This window comes from Microbulbifer bruguierae, assembly GCF_029869925.1.
Classification (GTDB): Bacteria; Pseudomonadota; Gammaproteobacteria; order Pseudomonadales; family Cellvibrionaceae; genus Microbulbifer; species Microbulbifer bruguierae.
In genome coordinates, this window is the sequence record NZ_CP118605.1 from 298,756 (window position 1) to 316,997 (window position 18,242).

The following is an 18,242-nucleotide window of genomic DNA, read 5'->3' on the forward strand; positions in this document are numbered from 1 at the left end:
CAAACGGATATTTCTGACCGTGCGGCAATTTCAACTCCGGGGGGCCATCAGTCTGAATGCCTGAACACGCGGGCTGTTATGGTCAGTCCCAGTTGACCCGGAAGTCCACGTCAGAAATACGCGCTACAAAAGTAAATCGCTAGAACAATAACAAGGGAAGCCCTATGAACCAGAGTATTTCCTGGATCGACTGGCTGATCATCACAATCTACTGCATCGGCTTGCTGGCCATGGCGTACTGGCTCGCACGCCGTCAGGAGAGCCGGGAAGATTATTATGTGGCGGGTCGCAATGTTGGCCCCTGGCCGGTAGGTCTCTCCATTATGGCCACCCAGTGTTCCACCAACAGTATCCTGGGGGCACCGGCATTCGTCGCCTTTGCGGCAGGTGGCGGCCTGCTGTGGCTGCAGTACGAGCTGGCGGTGCCGTTGGCAATGGTGGTTTTGATTCTGTTTGTGATGCCGCTGTTTCGTCACCTGCAGCTGGTTTCTGTCTACGCCTACCTTGAACAGCGCTTTGATCTGGAAACACGCCTGACGTTGAGCGGGTTATTCCTTTTTGTGCGTGCCTTTGCGACCGCGGTCACCGTCTACAGTATTGCACTGGTCATCAACCTGATTACCGGTCTGGGGTTCACCGCATCGGTAATGCTACTGGGGGCGTTTACCGTCGTTTACGACGTGATGGGCGGGATTCGCGGCGTGATCTATTCCGATGTCATACAGCTGCTGATTCTCGCGGTAATGCTAATGCTGGTGTTGGCATTTTTGGTGGACGCGAGTGGAGGCTTTGAACAGATGTGGCAATCGTTTGCGGCAGAGCGCAAAACCACGCTGGATTTTGCCCATCACGGCTTCGGGGATGGTCAGACCTTTGCGTTCTGGCCCATGCTGTTGGGTGGATTGTTTCTGTATGTGTCCTACTACGGCTGCGATCAGAGCCAGGTACAGCGCCAGCTGAGTACCCGTGATATCGACGCGACCAACAACGCGTTGCTGATCAACGGTCTGCTGCGTTTCCCCCTGGTGCTGCTCTATTGCCTTGTGGGCGTCGGCATTGCCGTGTTTGCCACTGGTCACCCTGAATTTGTCGCCGCACTTCCGGATTCCGGAAACGGTCTCGAGTACAACCTCGCGGTGCCGCTCTACATGATCAATGTATTGCCGGTGGGCCTGGTAGGGTTGAGTCTGGTCGCCTTGTTCGCTGCCGCCATGTCTTCGCTGGATTCCGTACTCAACTCTCTGAGCGCCACCACCATGGAAGACTTTGTGCGCGGCTTCCATCGCGGTCGCTGGACGCCTCATAAAGAGCTGATCCTGTCCCGGGTAATCACCGCCCTGTGGGGTGGAGTCACACTGGTGATGGCATTTTTTGTGGATGACATCGCCACAACCGTATTGGAAGCTATCAACAAAATTGGCTCTCTCGCCAATGGGCCCATTCTTGCGGTATTCGCGCTGGGATTCCTTACCCATCGGGTGCAGGGCAGGCATGCAATCGCCGGACTGCTCGCCGGCATTTCCGTAAACGGCATCTGCTGGTTGACGTTGCCGGAAATTTCCTGGCTGTGGTGGAATGTTATCGGCTTTGCCGTAGCGGTGAATGTGGCATTGATCCTGTCCCGGTTGTGGCCTGGGAACGGAAACCGGGCAATCAGGAATGACCTGTATGAAACCGCGATCCGTCATCATTTGCGAGAGGAAGCACGCTGTAACTGGTACCGCCGCAGTCTGGTACTGGTCGCTTGGTTTGTGGGTTTGTTGGTATTGCTGTTGTGGATGGGGTTGGGCACTTAGGGGAAATTAACGCGCGGCTACTGGTCGTAACCTGACGCGTATGGATTCCCGGATAGTGCGGCACCCTTGGTAGGGTGCCGCGAGCGGGGAAGGGCAGTTACGAGATCGGCTACGGAGAACAACGAGCCCAACACTGACCGAGGTCATGCCACATCAAAGCGGTCCGCATTCATAACCTTGGTCCAGGCCGCCACAAAATCCTGTGCAAATTTTTCCTTGCTGTCATCCTGCGCATAAACCTCGGAATAGGCCCGCAGGATCGAGTTGGAGCCAAACACCAGATCCAGCCGCGTCGCCGTCCATTTGAGCGCATCGGTCTTGCGGTCGCGCACTTCATACAGACCGTCGCCCATAGGCTTCCAGACATTGGCCATATCCGTCAGATTCACGAAGAAGTCATTGGTCAGCGCACCTTCGCGATCGGTAAACACCCCGTGTTTGCTACCGCCGTGGTTGGTGCCGAGCACCCGCATCCCGCCCACAAGCGCGGTCATCTCGGGCGCCGTCAGCCCCATAAGTTGGGTGCGGTCGAGCATCAGTTCTTCGGGTTTAACCGCGTAGTCTTTCTGTAACCAGTTGCGATAGCCGTCGTGGATGGGTTCTAGAGGCTCGAAGGATTCGATATCCGTCATCTCCTGCGTCGTATCGCCGCGGCCGGGCGTAAAGGGCACGGAAATATCAAATCCCGCAGCCTTGGCCGCCGCCTCGACACCCACATTGCCGGCGAGCACGATAACGTCCGCCACACTGGCACCCGTCTCGGCGGCAATGCCTTCCAGCACCGGTAGCACCTTAGCGAGCCGCTGCGGCTCATTTCCCGGCCAGTCCTTCTGCGGCGCCAGACGGATACGCGCACCGTTGGCGCCACCGCGCATATCGGAACCCCGGAACGTCCGCGCACTGTCCCAGGCGGTGCAGACCATCTCGCTGATGGTAAGGCCGCTGTCCTTGATTTTCGCATTCACCGCTTGGACATCGTAACCCGTCGGACCCGCGGGCACCGGGTCCTGCCAGAGCAGGTCTTCATCCGGAACGTCAGGCCCGAAATAGCGCGACTTGGGCCCCATATCGCGGTGGGTCAATTTGAACCAGGCGCGGGCAAACGCCTCGGACAGCGCATCGTGATCCTTGTGGAAGCGCTCGGAAATCTCCCGATAAATCGGATCCTTGATCATCGCCATGTCCGCATCGGTCATGATCGGGTTGTAGCGGATGGAAGGATTTTCCACGTCGACGGGCTTGTCTTCTTCCTTGATGCTCACCGGTTCATATTGAAAGGCCCCGGCAGGACTCTTTCTGGATTCCCACTCGTGGTTGAAGAGCATCTCGAAATAGCCGTTGTCCCAGCGGGTAGGGTGGGTGGTCCAGGCGCCCTCGATACCACTGGTGATCGCATCCGGCCCGCAGCCCTTGCCCTTGGGATTACGCCAGCCAAATCCCTGTTCCTCCACATCGGCCGCCTCGGGATCCGGTCCCAGTGCAGCCGCGTCACCGTTGCCATGACACTTGCCGATGGTGTGACCACCGGCGGTGAGTGCCACCGTTTCCTCATCATTCATCGCCATGCGGGCAAAGGTTACGCGCACATCCTTGGCCGTCTTCAGCGGATCCGGCTTGCCATCTACACCTTCCGGATTCACGTAGATCAGGCCCATCATCACCGCAGCCAGCGGGTTTTCCAGCTGCCGATCGCCGGAATAGCGGCTGTTCGGGTTGTCAGTTGGCGCCAGCCACTCCTTTTCAGAACCCCAGTAAGTGTCTTTCTCGGGATGCCAGATATCCTCACGCCCAAAAGCAAAGCCAAAGGTCTTCAAACCCAGAGATTCATAGGCGATGGTGCCGGCAAGAATAATCAGGTCCGCCCAGCTGATCTTGTTGCCGTACTTCTTCTTGATCGGCCACAGCAGGCGACGCGCCTTGTCGAGACTGACGTTATCCGGCCAGGAATTGAGCGGCGCAAAACGCTGGTTACCGGTGCCACCGCCACCACGGCCATCGGCGATACGGTAACTGCCCGCCGCATGCCATGACATACGAATCATCAAACCACCATAGTGCCCCCAATCCGCAGGCCACCACTCCTGGCTGTCCGTCATCAGTGCGTGCAGGTCTTTTTTTAATGCATTGATGTCGAGCTTCTTCAGCTCTTCCCGATAGTCGAACTTCGCGCCCAGCGGGTTGGTTTTGGTGTCGTGCTGACTCAGGATGTCGATATTCAGTGCCTCCGGCCACCATTCCATATTGGACATGCCACATTCTGTGGCACCGCCGTGCATTACCGGGCATTTTCCGCCGGTTTTTCCCTGGCTATCTTCCATGTTCCAAACCCTGCCATTTTTATGTTGGTTGAAGGTCGAAGCATGAATATATGTCTTGGAATGTACATACGCCAGTATCAGATGTATCGAATTGTTCAGGGTGACGTAAATTAACTCATGGGGATGCGAGTTGTAGAGGTAGGGGAGGGTGATTGTGGATATGTAGCTTAAACAAAAAAGGCCGCTTTGGCGGCCTATTGAATTGAGTATTTATAATGAAATCGGTTTGGATAGTGTTATTTGAGAAATATCGCCCTCTTTGGAGGTCAAGGTATCTATACGAACAGTGAAGTTGCTCGTTTCAGAAATCTCATATTTCCGGAGCCAAGAAATACGTAAAGGAGTCTTTCCTTCCAAAATCTCAGAAAAAGCCCCGGCGTTTGGACCCTGATAATCCGACTTTGACCACTCGAAAATTATATGGAAGTTATCTTTGTCTAAAATAAATCCCCCGGCGTAACGTTGAACTTGGTCATCTATCACCTGCCGAGTATTTGATTCGAAGTCCAGATCCACATTCAGCCAGTTTCTTTGATAAGAAATAAAGCCTCTTATTTGGTCAAAAAAAATGCTTGCCGGACCGTCGCTGGTTTCAATTTTTCGCCCTAAACTAATTTCCAGGCCGTAACCCCCATCACCACCATTTAGTAAGAACTCTTGAGCGGCTTCCTCTGGGTTTTCCGTGTCTATTCCCGAAGATAGGTCAATAAACGCATTATATTTAACAGGCCACTTACTGCTGTTATCCAAGTAAGCTCCCGTCGAGCTCAATAAATTTAATCTCATAGTCCCTGCCGCGCCGGCCTCGCTGTCAATAGCGCTAAGATTGATAGTTAGTGGTGGGGTTTCTATATTTTCACCTTGTTGATTTGTGTCCTTCTGGACCATGTTCTCGGTAATTGAAAAGCAGGGTAGAGAGTAAGCGGCGATGAGAAAATACAAAAAAATATTGGCAAGATTGAACTTATTGGGTTTCATTAGGTTAGCTGTCCTTTTGTGAGGTCGATTGTTGATTTTGTATTCTTGTAATACTCCATATTAGATAATCTTCGAGATTGGTCATATATGAATTTTTTAGAAGGGTTTCAAAGTAATTTTCTGAAAAGAATATTTAATAATGTCAGGAAATTTTTGTTTACACATGGTTGTGTGTCGATGTGGTAGATTCTGTAGAGCTGTTAATGTTCACAATGTTCAGGTGATATCGGTTACTTTATGCACTCTGGTGTTAAGAGTGCTTAAAGCATGTAGGGAAAATTGTTCTCGGGGAAGACATTGAAAGAATGTTATTTGAACATCCAATGAAAGTTTGCGCGTATCCAGTTTGCTGTATTTCTAATTAATAGGTCAAACAGTAGTCACAACCTTCCAAATAAGAAATCCAAGGCCTACCGATAATAGTGTTCTTTCCGACTCTCCCAGATCCAGGCTCCAAATGGCTTTAAATATGAAATATACTATTGATGCTATTAGTAACCATATTAAAGGTGCAACTAACCCTGGAATTTTAACTAACCATGCTTGTGCCCTTCCTTTTATGGGTAGTGGGGGCTCTTGTGGGCTGCCAGTGATAATAAATCTAGCTATCGCATCCCAGTTCGCTTCGTTCAGTGCGGCACCATGGCCACCTTTAACGAATTTAATTTGTTCAACTTCATTTTTTTTGGCAATAAATCCATCGTGGCCGGCGCTGCCCAGGTCTTGAAGTCGAAGCATTTGAATTGCGCGTGGAAAAATGGCTACTACCCAGTCTGCGGTTGCCACATAATTTAGAATCTTTTCTACTTGGCCTCTTGAAATTACGGTGGTCCAATTATATTGCGTTCTAACTACGCTACCGGCCAAAAGTACATTTTTAAATCTACATGCAGGGTAATCATGTAAGGCGCGGGCTAGTAAATATGTCCCATTGCTATGGCCTATAAATGAAAATTTCGCGTTGGGATATAACGCAAGCGCCTCTGCATACTGGTCCATCAGCCATTCGACTTTTTTTCTTCGCTTTGAGGGTAACAAAAACGGAAGCATGGGAAAATAACCATAGCTAGAAGTCTCAGTGGCAAAAATTGTGTTTCCAGTCCCCTGTTTTTTTTCTAACTCAAGAATGCGGCGAGCCACTTTATGAGTCCAGTATCCCTTATCTCTGATGCCGTGAATGACGAATACAACATCTGTTACTTCAAGTCTGCGCCTTTCGGGGGGTAAGTCTGCTGGCAGCATTGTGCTTGTTAGCAGTTCATCTTTACTTTTTCGTAAAGCTTTTCGTAAAACAGCAGATCTGGCTTCGCCAACTGTATGTACTTTATTCTTTTCCAATTCATGAAAGTCTGGTACGGGGGAAGGGTCAGACATATCGATAACGTTGGAGTGTCCAGAATAGGGTACGTCTAGATAAACAAAATCACGTCCAGAGATAAGGTCAACATTGTCTTCAGGTGATACCATATCATCGATTGACCCAAGTAATTGAATGGTTAGTGCATCTCCTAGTTTTCTCTCTTTGGCCTGATTTCGCATGTGAATCCAGTGGAGTCTAAGTTGCGTTATGAAGGGTGCACCTTTGCGTACAGAAAATATTAGCGGTGGTGAACTTCGTAGTAACGATAAAATATTTCCGATAAGATTCCCTGCAGACCATATTGCAGCATTTGAAAGTGAAAGATGATGAGATACTCTCCAGCCTCTGTTCATTCCGGCCAGCAATATTAGGCGTTCAACCTTATATGCCCATGGTCGTGCAATTTTTGCAGAAATTGCGTTCTCAAATGGGGCTGCTTGGGTTTCTCCGCAAGCGCAAACGTATAGCTTTCTTGCGATCAAGGCGCCAAAGCTATGTCCGACAAATATTATCCTTTCATATGGTTTAGATTTCTGTCTTTCTCTAACCTCCCATATTTGATCTATATTTTCGAGAAGGTTTTGAGTGATATTTACGGGTGTTTCAGTAGATGACCACCCCGCATTTAGGTCTGGTATGTATAAATCAGCATTTGGAAGTTCCCTCGTAACGAGCGCTCGCAAAGATGTGAGTTTTATTGGAGAGCTCATGTATGCATGGATTAGCACAATAAGTTCAGTAGACATTCCCCTCTCTTCAAATCCCGATACTTTGTGTTTCTTGATTTTATTTTGTTGCATGATGTTTGAATAAACACCCCATTTGGTGCTGGTTGCGTGAGAAGGGATATATCGAGACGGCTGTTATAAAATTCCGGTAATTTTGTTTTAGCATATTTTGTTGTTATGGCCTACACGTTTTTTCAATATTTTTTTTGTGCGAAATAATAAGGAGCGTCAAAAATATTCGCTGTTATGATTTTTATGTAGTCGGTTAGCCACTTTTGGCTATTGAGGGTTTTTTGTGGTGTGGCTAGGTTTGATAGTGATGCTTCGATAGTTATCGTGTCTGAAGCATTCTCAAATAGCGGTTATGGCGCTATATAGGTGCATGATCGTATGCAGTTACCACTTGCCGCCATAATTCTGTCGAGCTCGAAGTCTCTGCACTAATCTAAGATTAAGTCCAACTGCTGATTCACCCATTGCACAAACTGCGGTTTGGGCAAGGCACCAGACAAGCGAGCGATTTCGCGGCCTCGGTGGAAAATCATCAGGGTAGGGATGGAGCGAATTTGGAAGGTACTGGCAGTCTGCTGGTTGGCTTCGGTATCCAGCTTTATGAATACAGCCTGCGTTGCCATTTCTGCAGCCACCTGGCTGAATACCGGGGCGAATTGCTGGCAAGGGCCGCACCAGGTGGCCCAGAAATCCACAATGACAGGCAGATCGCTTTTGTCGATAAAGCGGCGAAAATTCGCATCGGTGGCATTGATCGGGTGGCCGCTGATCAGGGGGGCGCGACATTTTCCACACAGCGGGCGATCGCCAAGACGTTGCTGGGGAACGCGGTTTTGGGTGGTGCAGGACGGGCAGACGATCTGGGTGAGTAGTGTGGTGGTCATGGACATATCTCCTTGCTCAGGTTGGGAGAATTGTGAACCAACCTAGAAGGAAGCGCCATCCACCTGCTGGATCAAAAAGCTGGTCGATAGCCCCATTGCGGCCATACGGGCATTCACGGTTGTGATTTTAATAGGGTATCTTTCCGCTATGGAACAGAGCGCCATACCACAGAGTTGTAGCAGAGCTGGCATTCAGTGTTCCCATCGCTCCGGAAATGGGGAATTCTCGCAGCGTAAAGATACCTCACAGGGCTTGCAGTCGGCTTGCTGCCGACATATCCCTGGCTAAAGATACAGTTTGTAAGTGTCTTTATATACTCTGGTTGAAATTCTTAACTCTCTCGGCGAAGTGAACTAAGAATTCAGGGTCATCGGATGGGAGAAAATACCACCATCGAGAGTCTTGGGAACTTAACCCGCTTTTGCACACACCTAGTTGTTAGCAATTGATTCTACACTCAAATTCTTGAGGGGAAACATACCCAATTGAAGAATGCGATCTCTGATTGTTGTAGTAGCGCATATATTCGGTCACTGTCGATCTTAGCTGTTTTGCCGATTCGACGACCTGGCGCTTAATCCTTTCAGTCTTAAACTGATGGAAGAATGACTCCATGAAGGCATTGTCATTCATATTCTTAAAGCGATTCATACTCTGGCTGATACCATACCGTCGTAAGCGCTCGCGGTACTGCCCTGATAGATATTCGCTGCCGCGGTCAGAGTGGAAGATCAGCTCCCGGTGATGCCCGCGGTTTCGTACCGCCCTATCGATGCTAGATAGCGTCAGAGATACGTCCCTGCGATCACTCAGAGACCAAGAAACAACCTTCCTGCTAAAGCGATCCATGACTACAGATAAATACTGCCAGCTACCATCTTTCAGTTTGATGTAGGTGACGTCGCCCACCCAGAGCTGATTCGGCCGTGTTAACTTAATGCCTTCTATCTTGCATTTGATCCCGTAGACATGCTTATACGTACCCGGCCTAGCCGTGTAAATCCTTGATTTAACAGCTCTGAGACCGTGATTTCGCATGATTCTCGCGACACGCTTTTGGCCAACGTGAATACCCTTCTTTTTAAGCTCCTGCGTGATTTTAGGGCTGCCATAGCAACCGTCATGTCGGTTAAATATTGACCTTACATGCTCAAATAACTCGCTATCTTCTCGCTCACGGTTAGATGCACCGCGGCGACGCCACGAGTTGTACCCATCCCGGGTAACACCATAAAGCCGGCACATCATGCTAATGCTGTGCTTTCCCCGGTGCTCGTCTATGAATTCGAAGATTTCCCTTTTTGTTGTAAAGAGAATTGGATGGCTTTTTTTAAAAGGGCATGCTCTTCCTGGAGCAGGTTATGCGCCCGCTCCAGCTTCCTGAGTCGTTTCAGCTCTGATTTAACCTCAGGATCTATCTGTATGTTTTTCTTTTTGGCCATGATCTGTCCCCGCCGCATCTCCATGCGCCAACGATAAAGCATCACCTCATGGATATCGAGAGCTTCAGCCACGTGCTTGGCCAACACGCCAGGAATCTCGGATAGCGAGACCGCTGTTGCCTTGAAATCATCGTCGTAGCGGTTGTAGTGCTTTCTTCGTGCCATTTGACACCTCCAATTCAGTTAGATGGAGGTGTGTGCAAAAGCGGGTTAGGTTCCTTGCGAGTTTAGAGACTTAATTATCCGCCCTGAAGAATCTAGCGCAAAGGTTCTTGGGACGTACTCGCCATCTAGACTGAATATCTCAGCAATTTCAGGTTCCAGCTCAATATTTACCCGAATCAGAACTAAAGCATCCAGGGCCTGAACAACTTCCGAATCTTTGAAAAGGGTTGAATATTCCGTGCAAGTTGGGCACCAATCCGAATAAAGAATGATGATCCCATTTTGGCCACTCGTTTTAAGTTCTCGTACTCCTATTTCATAACTCGACCAGTTGAGTACTTCATCGTTCCAGTCTAGTGGAGGGTTATCAACAACGCACCCAAAAACAAGCAAGGTCAATGAGGTGTAAAGCATCCATGCTATGACTTTCATTGTATTGAATCTCCTGTTCAATTTTTTTTGTATAGAGTATTGCGTCCCTTCGGTGTGTGAAGGTCTACTAATATCGATTCCTTTGTTGTGTCACTTTTTATTGGGGATTGTCGGTATGGCTTTGCTCATCGCGCGCCAAGCCTTGCAACTCATATTTGGGGAATTTAATCGATTGCATTTTCCCGTCACCTTTTCTGCTGGAGGTGTGATATGGATTCGATGAAATATTGAAGGGTATATTTTATAGCCGTGAGCCACTTAAAGTGCCACTATTTTGTGTTCCAAATTGCGATTTAGATATATAAAAGGACAGGAATTTCTACTTAGATAAAGTTTAATTAGATTTTATTAGTCCTTTCTGGCTAACAAGAGCGATTAAAATTGATTCGCTATATTTTTCCCTTGAATTATTTTTCCGTTAGCCCTTATTGGTCACTAATCCATACTGCGCTCGAAATTGCTTAAGGGTAAAACTCATATATATATCCGAAAAGCCGGTTCCAGAAAGGGATCTAAGTTCCTTAAAAAACTAAAGTAGTTCTTCAAGCTTTGGGACGAACTCTGATTCAGACTATAGGGAGGCGCCATCCACTTCCCGGATTTTCAAGTCAGATAATAGCTTCGGGTCGGCCATGCGGGCATTCACTGCGATACGTTTTACTGGGCATTTTTCTGTCGAGGTGTAGTGTGTCACGCAGCCGCAGTTGTGGCAGCGATGGAATTCGATATCGCGGTCTCCCCAGATATAGGTGCTCTTTACAGGGTTCTGATAGTGGATGGTGACTTCACCGGGTTCATAGTAGGCCCAAAGCCCCGCGTATCTCCGGCACAGGGAGCAGTTGCAGCGGGTGACTTCCATTGGGAGACTGGCGACCTGCAGGGTGATGTTGCCGCAGTGGCAACTGCCGAAAGCTTTCATTAATTCTCTCTTGTATACGAGTTGGGTAACGCGGAATACTAACCTTCGATCGGCGCGTGTGTCAGGCTGTAGCCATCGAAGGTTCTTTCTTTCTCGATTGTTACGAGTTTTTGCGCCAATCAAATTCCATTTGTCGTGCTGTTCTCTCGGCCAGTTCTGGTCCGGCCAACCTTGCAACCAGGTGCAGGCTCATATCTATACCAGCCGAAATACCGGCCGAGGTTACGAACTTGCCTTCATCCACCCAGCGCACCGAGTCCACGACGGTAAGGTCCGGGTGGGCGCACCTGAGATCCTCGATATCTTCCCAGTGCGTCGTTACCTTAAGGTCCGACAGCAATCCGGCTTTGGCTAGAAGAAAAGCCCCTGTGCACACGGATGCTGCTATGCTGGCGTTTTCTGATGTGGCTGCCACCCAACTGATTACATCGGATTTATTCAGTTCACCGTTATGAATGCCGCCGGAAACGATCAATACGTCGATATCGGGGTGATTGTCGAAATCGTAGTGGGGGTTAATGGAGTACCCACCTCTGGCAATAATCGGAGTACTGTGTTCGGCCACAAGGAAAACATTCAAAGCACCCTTGGAATCCGCCAATCTGTTCGCGGTTGAAAACACCTCAAATGGGCCGGAAAAATCGAGCACCTCAGCATTTTCGTAAATGTATATTCCTATATTCAAGATGCTCTTCCTCATACTACGTAATCTTTGAGTTATGTTGCAGATGCAGAATACGGTGTTCCCATAGTCTACGGCCGGTTGGGTTTTACTGCACTCGACTTAGAAGTCTTCGTAAAGGCCCTGGTCATTGAATCCGGTCTGTTTCCTTTATTCTTGGTAAAATTCGCCTCCGCAGATATGCACGACGTATCGCGTCAACTAATGCAGTAACCCCAGAAACGAAGGGCCCAGGTCTATGACAGTTGTATTCCGCACATCGATACTATCGCTCTTACTACTTGTTGCTCAGCACTGCCTCGGCCTCACCACGATTCCGGTCGACGATTCTTACACCCCGTCAGAACGCTTTTACCGCTATAAAAAGCAAGACTCGTCACTGAAATGGCCCGCGTTAACCTTTACCGAGGGGCAGCAGGTGTATTTCGATCGCCGTTACAAGACCATCGGCAAGCGCGAACTGCACCTGGATATTTTCAAGCCTGCCGCGAAAACGAGCAATCGGCAGACCATTGTGATGATTCACGGTGGTGGCTGGCGATCGGGCGAACGTTCTCATCTGTATGCGATGGCGAACCAGCTAGCTCAGCGGGGTTACATCCTGGTGCTGCCGGAATTCCGCTTGTCGCTGGAAGCCAAATACCCGGCAGGGATGCAGGATATCAACGATGTACTGCATTGGTTAAGCGAGTTTGCCGGGGACTACGGCATAGACACCGACAAGATCGCCTTGCTCGGCGGTTCTTCCGGTGGGCATATGGCGTCGTTGCTGGCCTATGCCGGGCCATCACAGCTTTTCGGCAAGAGTGACGTGCAGGTGAATGCCTTGATTGATCTCGACGGGGTACTCAGTCTGGAGCATGAACGTCCCAATCCTGAGTCCCCTCTGGAGCAGTGGCTCGGCAGTGACATTAGCCAGTCACCGGAACTGTGGCGGGAAGCGGCGCCAGTATCACATCTTTCCAAGGTCTCACCGGCCACGCTGGTCATCAGCAGCGGTCAGCCCCGTTTTACTGCGGGCCACAAAGAGGTAGGGCAGGTACTCAAGGGTTTTGATATTCCCTATCAGTACTACGAATTTCCCCAAGTGATCCACACCTACTGGCTGTTCGACCCTTACCTTACGCAAACCGTTGAAGTCATTGATGCTTTTATGGGTAAAGCCGTAGCGGGGACCTGAGTGAAATTTGATCAGTTCGGAAGCGCTTTATAGTCTGGTCCGCGGGGGAGGGTTCGGTTTCAGCCTCTAAACCCACCCGCAACACTGCCCCATGGCATCCAGTGCGTTATGGAACCGCCAGGATCTTGGTTATATCCAGACATATTTGGCCCTGCCCATCTGGGGTCAAACTGGGTAACGCATTCTGCAACTCCTTGAATTCAAGGACTTGGGCCCGGACATTGATATCCACGGGATAGCCGCCACTAAAATTGCACACGAAATCGCGCACATTATGATCAATGCGATACAGGTTCAGCGTCGACGGATCCAGTTGCGGGATGAATCGGAGCATGGAAGCGGGAGGTTCGGGGATGCCGCAATTGGTGATCAAATCGATATCGCCGCCCCAGCCGATGGATACATTATCGTCCGGGCCGATAAACCTTCCGAGTAACCGCCCCTCCCAGTAAACCCCTTCCGGGAAAAATATTGTGTCGAATTTTGCGGTGTATTCGATAAGACGCCGCGTGGCGTCTTCGGACAGCACGTCGCCGCGTTTAAAGCTCGCACAATAATCTCTTTGGAAATCCAGCACGTCTGGCCGTAACGGCGGCTGTTCGATGGGGATGACCGGTACTGCAAATTCTGGAGTATTGATAATCAGTGCATTGACGGGTTTTTTATCTGGTGCGGCATATACCGACGCAAGGCCAGTGAAGAGTCCAAAAGCCGTCAGTATCAAGACCACGTTCTTAGGGGTTGTCATGGGGCTGCCTCCTCAAACAAGTGTTTCGAGTCGCACAGAAGGATAGTTGCCATCAGATATTGTGCCGGATGTTTTTATACGGCTTTCGTATTTCACTTCGGGTATTTATGAACGCGTATGATTTCGGTACTGCACCGGAGTTGGCGGATCGACAAAAATGTCGGGTGGTTTGCTGTTTGAACTATTTCGGCATTTTTAGGCAGATGGGCAGAAAGAGGGGGGGAGGCTGGCAAATGATCAGGAAAGCCAGCGAACGCCGGCCTTCCTTTCTGCAGAATGAATTACAGCGCGCCATCCCGTTGCAGCTTGTGCACCATGGGGGCTGTCAGCGCCATACCCCCAATACCCCACAGGCCTTCCGGTACTTCTTCAATTTTTACCCAGGTAACTGAGCGCATATGCTCGCCTTCAATGGCGACCATGGTATCGGTCAGGCGGGTGATGATTTCGGCTTTCTCTTCCTGGCTGAATACGTTTTCGATCAGGTTTACAGTAATCAACGGCATGATGGTTCTCCTAAGTTCAGATTCAAGTTCGTGTTTGATGAATGATCAGAACACCGCGTTCCGATAGGAGTAGATTAAGGGGAGAGGCTTGTTTTCATTGCTTTGCGAGATGTAGTATTCCACTACGTTTTCTGTAGTAACCAGCTACAAATCACAAACTATGGCCTGCAACGCCCGTTGCAGCGGAGAAAACCATGGAATACGGTCAATTCTGCCCCATAGCCAAAGCGATGGATCTGCTTGGCGAACGCTGGACAATGCTGATTCTGCGCGAACTGCATATGGGTGGCACGCGATTCAGCGAATTACAGCGCGGCCTGCCTTTAATATCTCCGACCATCCTCACCAAACGCCTCAAAGAGCTCTCTGACGCCGAACTCGTCCTGCGGAAGAAGATTCCCGGCCAGCGTGGCAATGAATATTTCCTCACCCAGGCCGGCAAGGAGACATTGCCGATGTTGCGGCTGGTGGGTGAATGGGGCATGCGCTGGGCGCGCGGTGATATCCGCGACAGCGAGCTCGATGTAGAGCTACTGATGCTCTACCTGCAGCGCAGTATCAAAACGGACATGTTGCCGGGGGATCAATCCGTCATCCAGTTTCGCTTCACCGATCTACAGAAACTTCACAGCTGGTGGCTGATCGTCAAAGGCCCCAATGTGGATATATGCCTAGAAGATCCTGGACAGGATGTCGACGTTTACCTGACCACAGACCTGCGCACCATGGTGAATTGCTGGATGGGGGATGAAAGTTATCGGGAAGCGGTAGCGGATAGCCGTATGAAACTCGTAGGGCCTTCGGCGCTTACACGGAATATTCAGAGTTGGATTTCGGATAGTGTTTTTTCGGGGATTCCTTCTGCTCGACAGATATAAACGAAATGTGCCGCCAGTAAAGCTTGCTGGTTAAACCCGGTAGTCGGTGATCTACTTTTGTAGCCGTTAAAACGGGTGAGAATCATGACCTACAGCAGTGCCTTGTTAGTTTAAAAACATAGCAGGTCAAGGTGATGAAGCTTCCCTTTTGCACCTTCACCGTAACCAATGCAGGAAAAATCAAATTTCTCTACTAGTCTGACGCCGTCTTTAGTGACTGGTCGTGTAAATACATTTTTTGTACCTTTTTGTTTAAGCATTTCAATCTGATTTAACATTTTATGTAGTACGGCACCTTTGGACTTAAACCCTTTCGCGGCTATCGCACCGACATATACAGATTTTGGGTTTATCTCTTTGCTTATATGAGCGGCTGTAAGTGACTGCCCAGTAATTTGTTCTTCTTTTAGAAGTTTAACAGCTTCCGCCTTTAGAGGAATAATGCAGAAGTATCCTCTGATGGGGTCTCGTTTCCCTTCACCTTTTCTCCTAAGCACCCAAAAAATATTAGGGTTTACTTTATACCAAGCCTTCATTTGATTAATTGACGATACACCGCCTTCAAATAAATCTTCACCCATATTAAAGATAAGTTTTAATTCCATGCTTGATGCGGGTCTAGCCATATAAACCGGATCTAGAAATTCTGGAAGACTGTCTCGCAAGCGGCCAAACGAATACAAGAGGGACCATATGGCCCATCTTACAAAGATCAGCGCAATTCCAGTTGCAAATAATATGACACCTAAATAGCCGCATGCCCGATCGATAGGGAAGCCTAGTATTGACACTTCCATCTCCTTGATCGCTTGTAGCGAAGACGCACCAAGTAAACAGCCCGATACAGCCAATAGTCCTAAAGCAAAAGCGGTCATAATATTCCTTGATTCGACCTTTCTGTGGGTAACTCAGACCATTAACGAGACTGTAGAAAAACATTTCCAAGAAAAATAGTTTCTACAGCACTCCTTCTTTAATATTGATCCGACAAATATCGACCAGGACCATTTGAAATATTCAACTATTGTGCGTACAGACCACGATCCCTCTGTGATAAGTCGATATTCTCTCAGTTACCTTCCTATCGATCCGTAATTGGCAATTTTTTCGATGTTATGCACCATACAGTACAATTGCCATTGGCCTTGCACCTTATTTTTTCCTCGCAAGGAGAACCGATTCAGTCCTTTTTGCGTACCGATATTGGCAAACACCGGCTCAACCACTGACATGCGATGGCCATAAACCTGTTTGCCATACCGACTGTCCACCCGCCGTTGCATCCAGCGCATGGGTGAATGATGGGTATTTACCGTAAACGACACTTGCCGTCCATGGCCTTCCCGCGTATCAGGTGATTCGGGGTTGCGCATGCACTCATGCTTGCGCGGACAGTGACGGCAATCGGTCAGATTGCCTTCGAAGTAGAGCTTCTGCTTACCGTATTCATCGATGGTCTCATGGTATAACCACAGCAACTTACCTTCCGGGCACCAGCACAGCTTATTTTCACTATCCAGCTTAAACTCTGCTGCGGGTATGGTGGGTTTGACGCCCTTTACTGTGTCGCGGTGACGCTTGCCGTGCTTGGCTTTCTGGCCCGTGAACTTAGGGTCCCGCGAGCGGAACCGGTTGTCCGGTACATAGGCGTTATAGCCTTCTTCTTTCAGCCAGGCGTAATTGGCTTCGTTGGCAAAACCGGTGTCTGCAGTGATAACTACGTCCTCGCCAACGAGGTCTACGTCAATGCCGCTTCTTTTATAGTGATTCTGAACACCTTCAATAATAGGCTTCAGAGCATGGTGCTCCTGACCTTCGCCAAAGGCCTGGGCGTCCACAATAACCTGGTGTTTTTTGTCGACCGCTGCCACACCGTTATACCCCTGAATGGTGCCTTTGCTGGTGGTCATTTTGGCCGACTCGTTGTCGGTGATATTACTCTTTACTTCTTTTGGCCGCTTTCTCTGCCCCATCCTTGGGGCGGCGGTCTTTAGGAACTGGTCGATCTTGTGGAAGTGCTTGCCTAGTGTGTTGATGGCTTGCTCCACCTGATCTTTGCGTTCTCTATCCCTGGGTTTTCGCCGGTCAAGCTTCTGATGTTCTCGCATACACTGCTTGATCTGGCGATATATTTTGTCGCGTTTTTGTGCCAACTCTTCCAGTGTGCCTGAGTGTTCCTTCGAGGCATTGGAGGCGATCTTGCAGCCATCAATGGCAATCAGTTCATGGCCGATCAGGCCTTCTTGGTCGCACACCAACAGCACCTGCTCAAACACATTGGCGATGGCATCGGGGTAACTGCTGATAAAACTGGCAATGGACGTAAAGTGGGGAACGGTATCGCAGGACAGGGCCTTAAACAGGATGTTGTGCTCACATTCCCACTGAATATCGCGGCTGGAGCGCACACCATGGTAGTAGGCGAAGAGAATAATCTTCAGCAGAATTGCCGGGTCGTAGGCGGTACGACCACCAGCGTCATTATTGTATTTATCGTAGAAAGCTGACAGATCGATGTGGTTTTCAATCAGCTGGTGCAAGGTAAACTCGAAGGTACCCGGGCGGATTTGTTGCTCAAAATCCACAACCACCATGGCATTTTGGGCGTAGCTGTACCTTTTAAAGTTCGGCATGACAACAATCCTTTGTGCGATGCCAGATTTTATCGAAAAACGTCGGGAATCGGGAGTTTTTCTACAGTTTCAACGCCGCCAGCAGAGGCGCAGCTCTGCTGCGTCCTGCTGGCTGGCCTTGTTGGCACTTATTTGTACTGAGCCAACAGCTGATTTACAACAGGTGTCATTTTGCTCTCTACACTTGCCCATTTGTTTAGGGCAAAGCCTCCACCGCCATTCAGGTGATATTCAGCATAGCCAATTCGCTCACGACCTTTGAACAACCTAAGCTCGGCGTGACTCAGATAGGGAGAAAAATCCCAGGATCTAAGCGCCGTATATGTAAGTTTAAAATTACAGTGTTCTGGCTTTCGGCCGGAGTACACTTCTGTCGTAATATGATGATCATGGAAAACATCCTCTACAGTGCTCACAAAATCTGCAACGATGACTTTTGGGTTGTTTTCAAAGCAAACATGATCAATTTGATGCGAAGAGTCTACTTGTTTCACATCTATTGCGGTACAGCCAGCGAAAAAAGTTACTGCCGTTAATAGAGCTATTTTTTTCATTTTATCTCCGGTTTGTTTTGAGTGCT

Annotated in this window: 17 protein-coding genes; 3 read left to right on the plus strand and 14 right to left on the minus strand. The window is 49.2% G+C overall.

Translation table 11 applies throughout. The annotated features are described in order from the left end of the window. Nucleotides 1-164: 164 nt before the first annotated feature. The gene (locus PVT68_RS01335) at nucleotides 165-1,796 is read left to right on the plus strand and encodes a sodium:solute symporter (RefSeq protein ID WP_280320776.1); all 1,632 of its coding nucleotides are present in this window, start codon (nucleotides 165-167) and stop codon (nucleotides 1,794-1,796) included. 143 nt (nucleotides 1,797-1,939) lie between these two features. Here PVT68_RS01335 and katG read toward each other — a convergent pair whose 3' ends face one another. The 9 genes from katG to PVT68_RS01375 all read right to left on the minus strand — a co-directional run bounded on the left by katG (nucleotide 1,940) and on the right by PVT68_RS01375 (nucleotide 11,720). Continuing rightward, nucleotides 1,940-4,114, minus strand: coding sequence for a catalase/peroxidase HPI (katG, locus tag PVT68_RS01340; RefSeq protein WP_280320777.1), 2,175 nt, complete (start codon nucleotides 4,112-4,114; stop codon nucleotides 1,940-1,942). Nucleotides 4,115-4,324: 210 nt separating this feature from the next. Next, nucleotides 4,325-5,092: a hypothetical protein gene (locus PVT68_RS01345; protein ID WP_280320778.1), complete on the minus strand. Its 768-nt coding sequence runs from the start codon at nucleotides 5,090-5,092 to the stop codon at nucleotides 4,325-4,327. A gap of 369 nt (nucleotides 5,093-5,461) precedes the next feature. Then, on the minus strand, nucleotides 5,462-7,198 hold the full coding sequence (locus tag PVT68_RS01350) for an alpha/beta hydrolase (RefSeq protein ID WP_280320779.1): 1,737 nt from the start codon (nucleotides 7,196-7,198) through the stop codon (nucleotides 5,462-5,464). A 422-nt stretch (nucleotides 7,199-7,620) separates the two neighbouring features. Further along, nucleotides 7,621-8,076, minus strand: a complete 456-nt coding sequence (gene trxC / locus PVT68_RS01355) for a thioredoxin TrxC (RefSeq protein ID WP_280320780.1) — start codon at nucleotides 8,074-8,076, stop codon at nucleotides 7,621-7,623. Nucleotides 8,077-8,515: 439 nt separating this feature from the next. Continuing rightward, on the minus strand, nucleotides 8,516-9,394 hold the full coding sequence (locus tag PVT68_RS18390) for an IS3 family transposase (RefSeq protein WP_407666142.1): 879 nt from the start codon (nucleotides 9,392-9,394) through the stop codon (nucleotides 8,516-8,518). Further along, nucleotides 9,355-9,684, minus strand: a complete 330-nt coding sequence (locus tag PVT68_RS01360) for a transposase (RefSeq protein ID WP_280320483.1) — start codon at nucleotides 9,682-9,684, stop codon at nucleotides 9,355-9,357. The genes PVT68_RS18390 and PVT68_RS01360 overlap by 40 nt, the downstream gene beginning before the upstream one ends. Before the next feature lie 45 nt (nucleotides 9,685-9,729). Continuing rightward, complete coding sequence (locus PVT68_RS01365) at nucleotides 9,730-10,116, minus strand: thioredoxin family protein (protein ID WP_280320781.1); 387 nt, start codon at nucleotides 10,114-10,116, stop codon at nucleotides 9,730-9,732. A 571-nt stretch (nucleotides 10,117-10,687) separates the two neighbouring features. Next, nucleotides 10,688-11,035 carry a GFA family protein gene (locus PVT68_RS01370; protein ID WP_280320782.1) on the minus strand — a complete coding sequence of 116 codons (348 nt, stop codon included), beginning with the start codon at nucleotides 11,033-11,035 and terminating at the stop codon, nucleotides 10,688-10,690. Between the two features lie 100 nt (nucleotides 11,036-11,135). Then, nucleotides 11,136-11,720 carry a DJ-1/PfpI family protein gene (locus PVT68_RS01375; protein ID WP_280320783.1) on the minus strand — a complete coding sequence of 195 codons (585 nt, stop codon included), beginning with the start codon at nucleotides 11,718-11,720 and terminating at the stop codon, nucleotides 11,136-11,138. 235 nt (nucleotides 11,721-11,955) lie between these two features. Between PVT68_RS01375 and PVT68_RS01380 the strand changes: the two genes are divergently transcribed. Then, nucleotides 11,956-12,897, plus strand: coding sequence for an alpha/beta hydrolase (locus PVT68_RS01380; protein ID WP_280320784.1), 942 nt, complete (start codon nucleotides 11,956-11,958; stop codon nucleotides 12,895-12,897). Nucleotides 12,898-13,003: 106 nt separating this feature from the next. Here PVT68_RS01380 and PVT68_RS01385 read toward each other — a convergent pair whose 3' ends face one another. Both PVT68_RS01385 and PVT68_RS01390 read right to left on the minus strand, forming a co-directional pair. Beyond that, nucleotides 13,004-13,645, minus strand: a complete 642-nt coding sequence (locus PVT68_RS01385; protein WP_280320785.1) for a hypothetical protein — start codon at nucleotides 13,643-13,645, stop codon at nucleotides 13,004-13,006. 281 nt (nucleotides 13,646-13,926) lie between these two features. Continuing rightward, on the minus strand, nucleotides 13,927-14,151 hold the full coding sequence (locus PVT68_RS01390) for a tautomerase family protein (RefSeq protein WP_280320786.1): 225 nt from the start codon (nucleotides 14,149-14,151) through the stop codon (nucleotides 13,927-13,929). 194 nt (nucleotides 14,152-14,345) lie between these two features. Between PVT68_RS01390 and PVT68_RS01395 the strand changes: the two genes are divergently transcribed. Beyond that, nucleotides 14,346-15,029 (plus strand): winged helix-turn-helix transcriptional regulator, encoded by a 684-nt coding sequence (locus tag PVT68_RS01395; RefSeq protein ID WP_280320787.1) that lies wholly within the window; start codon nucleotides 14,346-14,348, stop codon nucleotides 15,027-15,029. Between the two features lie 110 nt (nucleotides 15,030-15,139). Here PVT68_RS01395 and PVT68_RS01400 read toward each other — a convergent pair whose 3' ends face one another. From PVT68_RS01400 to PVT68_RS01410, 3 genes are all read right to left on the minus strand, one after another. Next, nucleotides 15,140-15,904: a hypothetical protein gene (locus tag PVT68_RS01400; protein WP_280320788.1), complete on the minus strand. Its 765-nt coding sequence runs from the start codon at nucleotides 15,902-15,904 to the stop codon at nucleotides 15,140-15,142. 198 nt (nucleotides 15,905-16,102) lie between these two features. Beyond that, a complete protein-coding gene (locus tag PVT68_RS01405) occupies nucleotides 16,103-17,662 on the minus strand; it encodes an IS1182 family transposase (protein ID WP_280320789.1) in 1,560 nt (519 codons plus the stop codon). 128 nt (nucleotides 17,663-17,790) lie between these two features. Next, nucleotides 17,791-18,216: an Sbal_3080 family lipoprotein gene (locus tag PVT68_RS01410; RefSeq protein WP_280320790.1), complete on the minus strand. Its 426-nt coding sequence runs from the start codon at nucleotides 18,214-18,216 to the stop codon at nucleotides 17,791-17,793. Nucleotides 18,217-18,242: the final 26 nt, after the last annotated feature.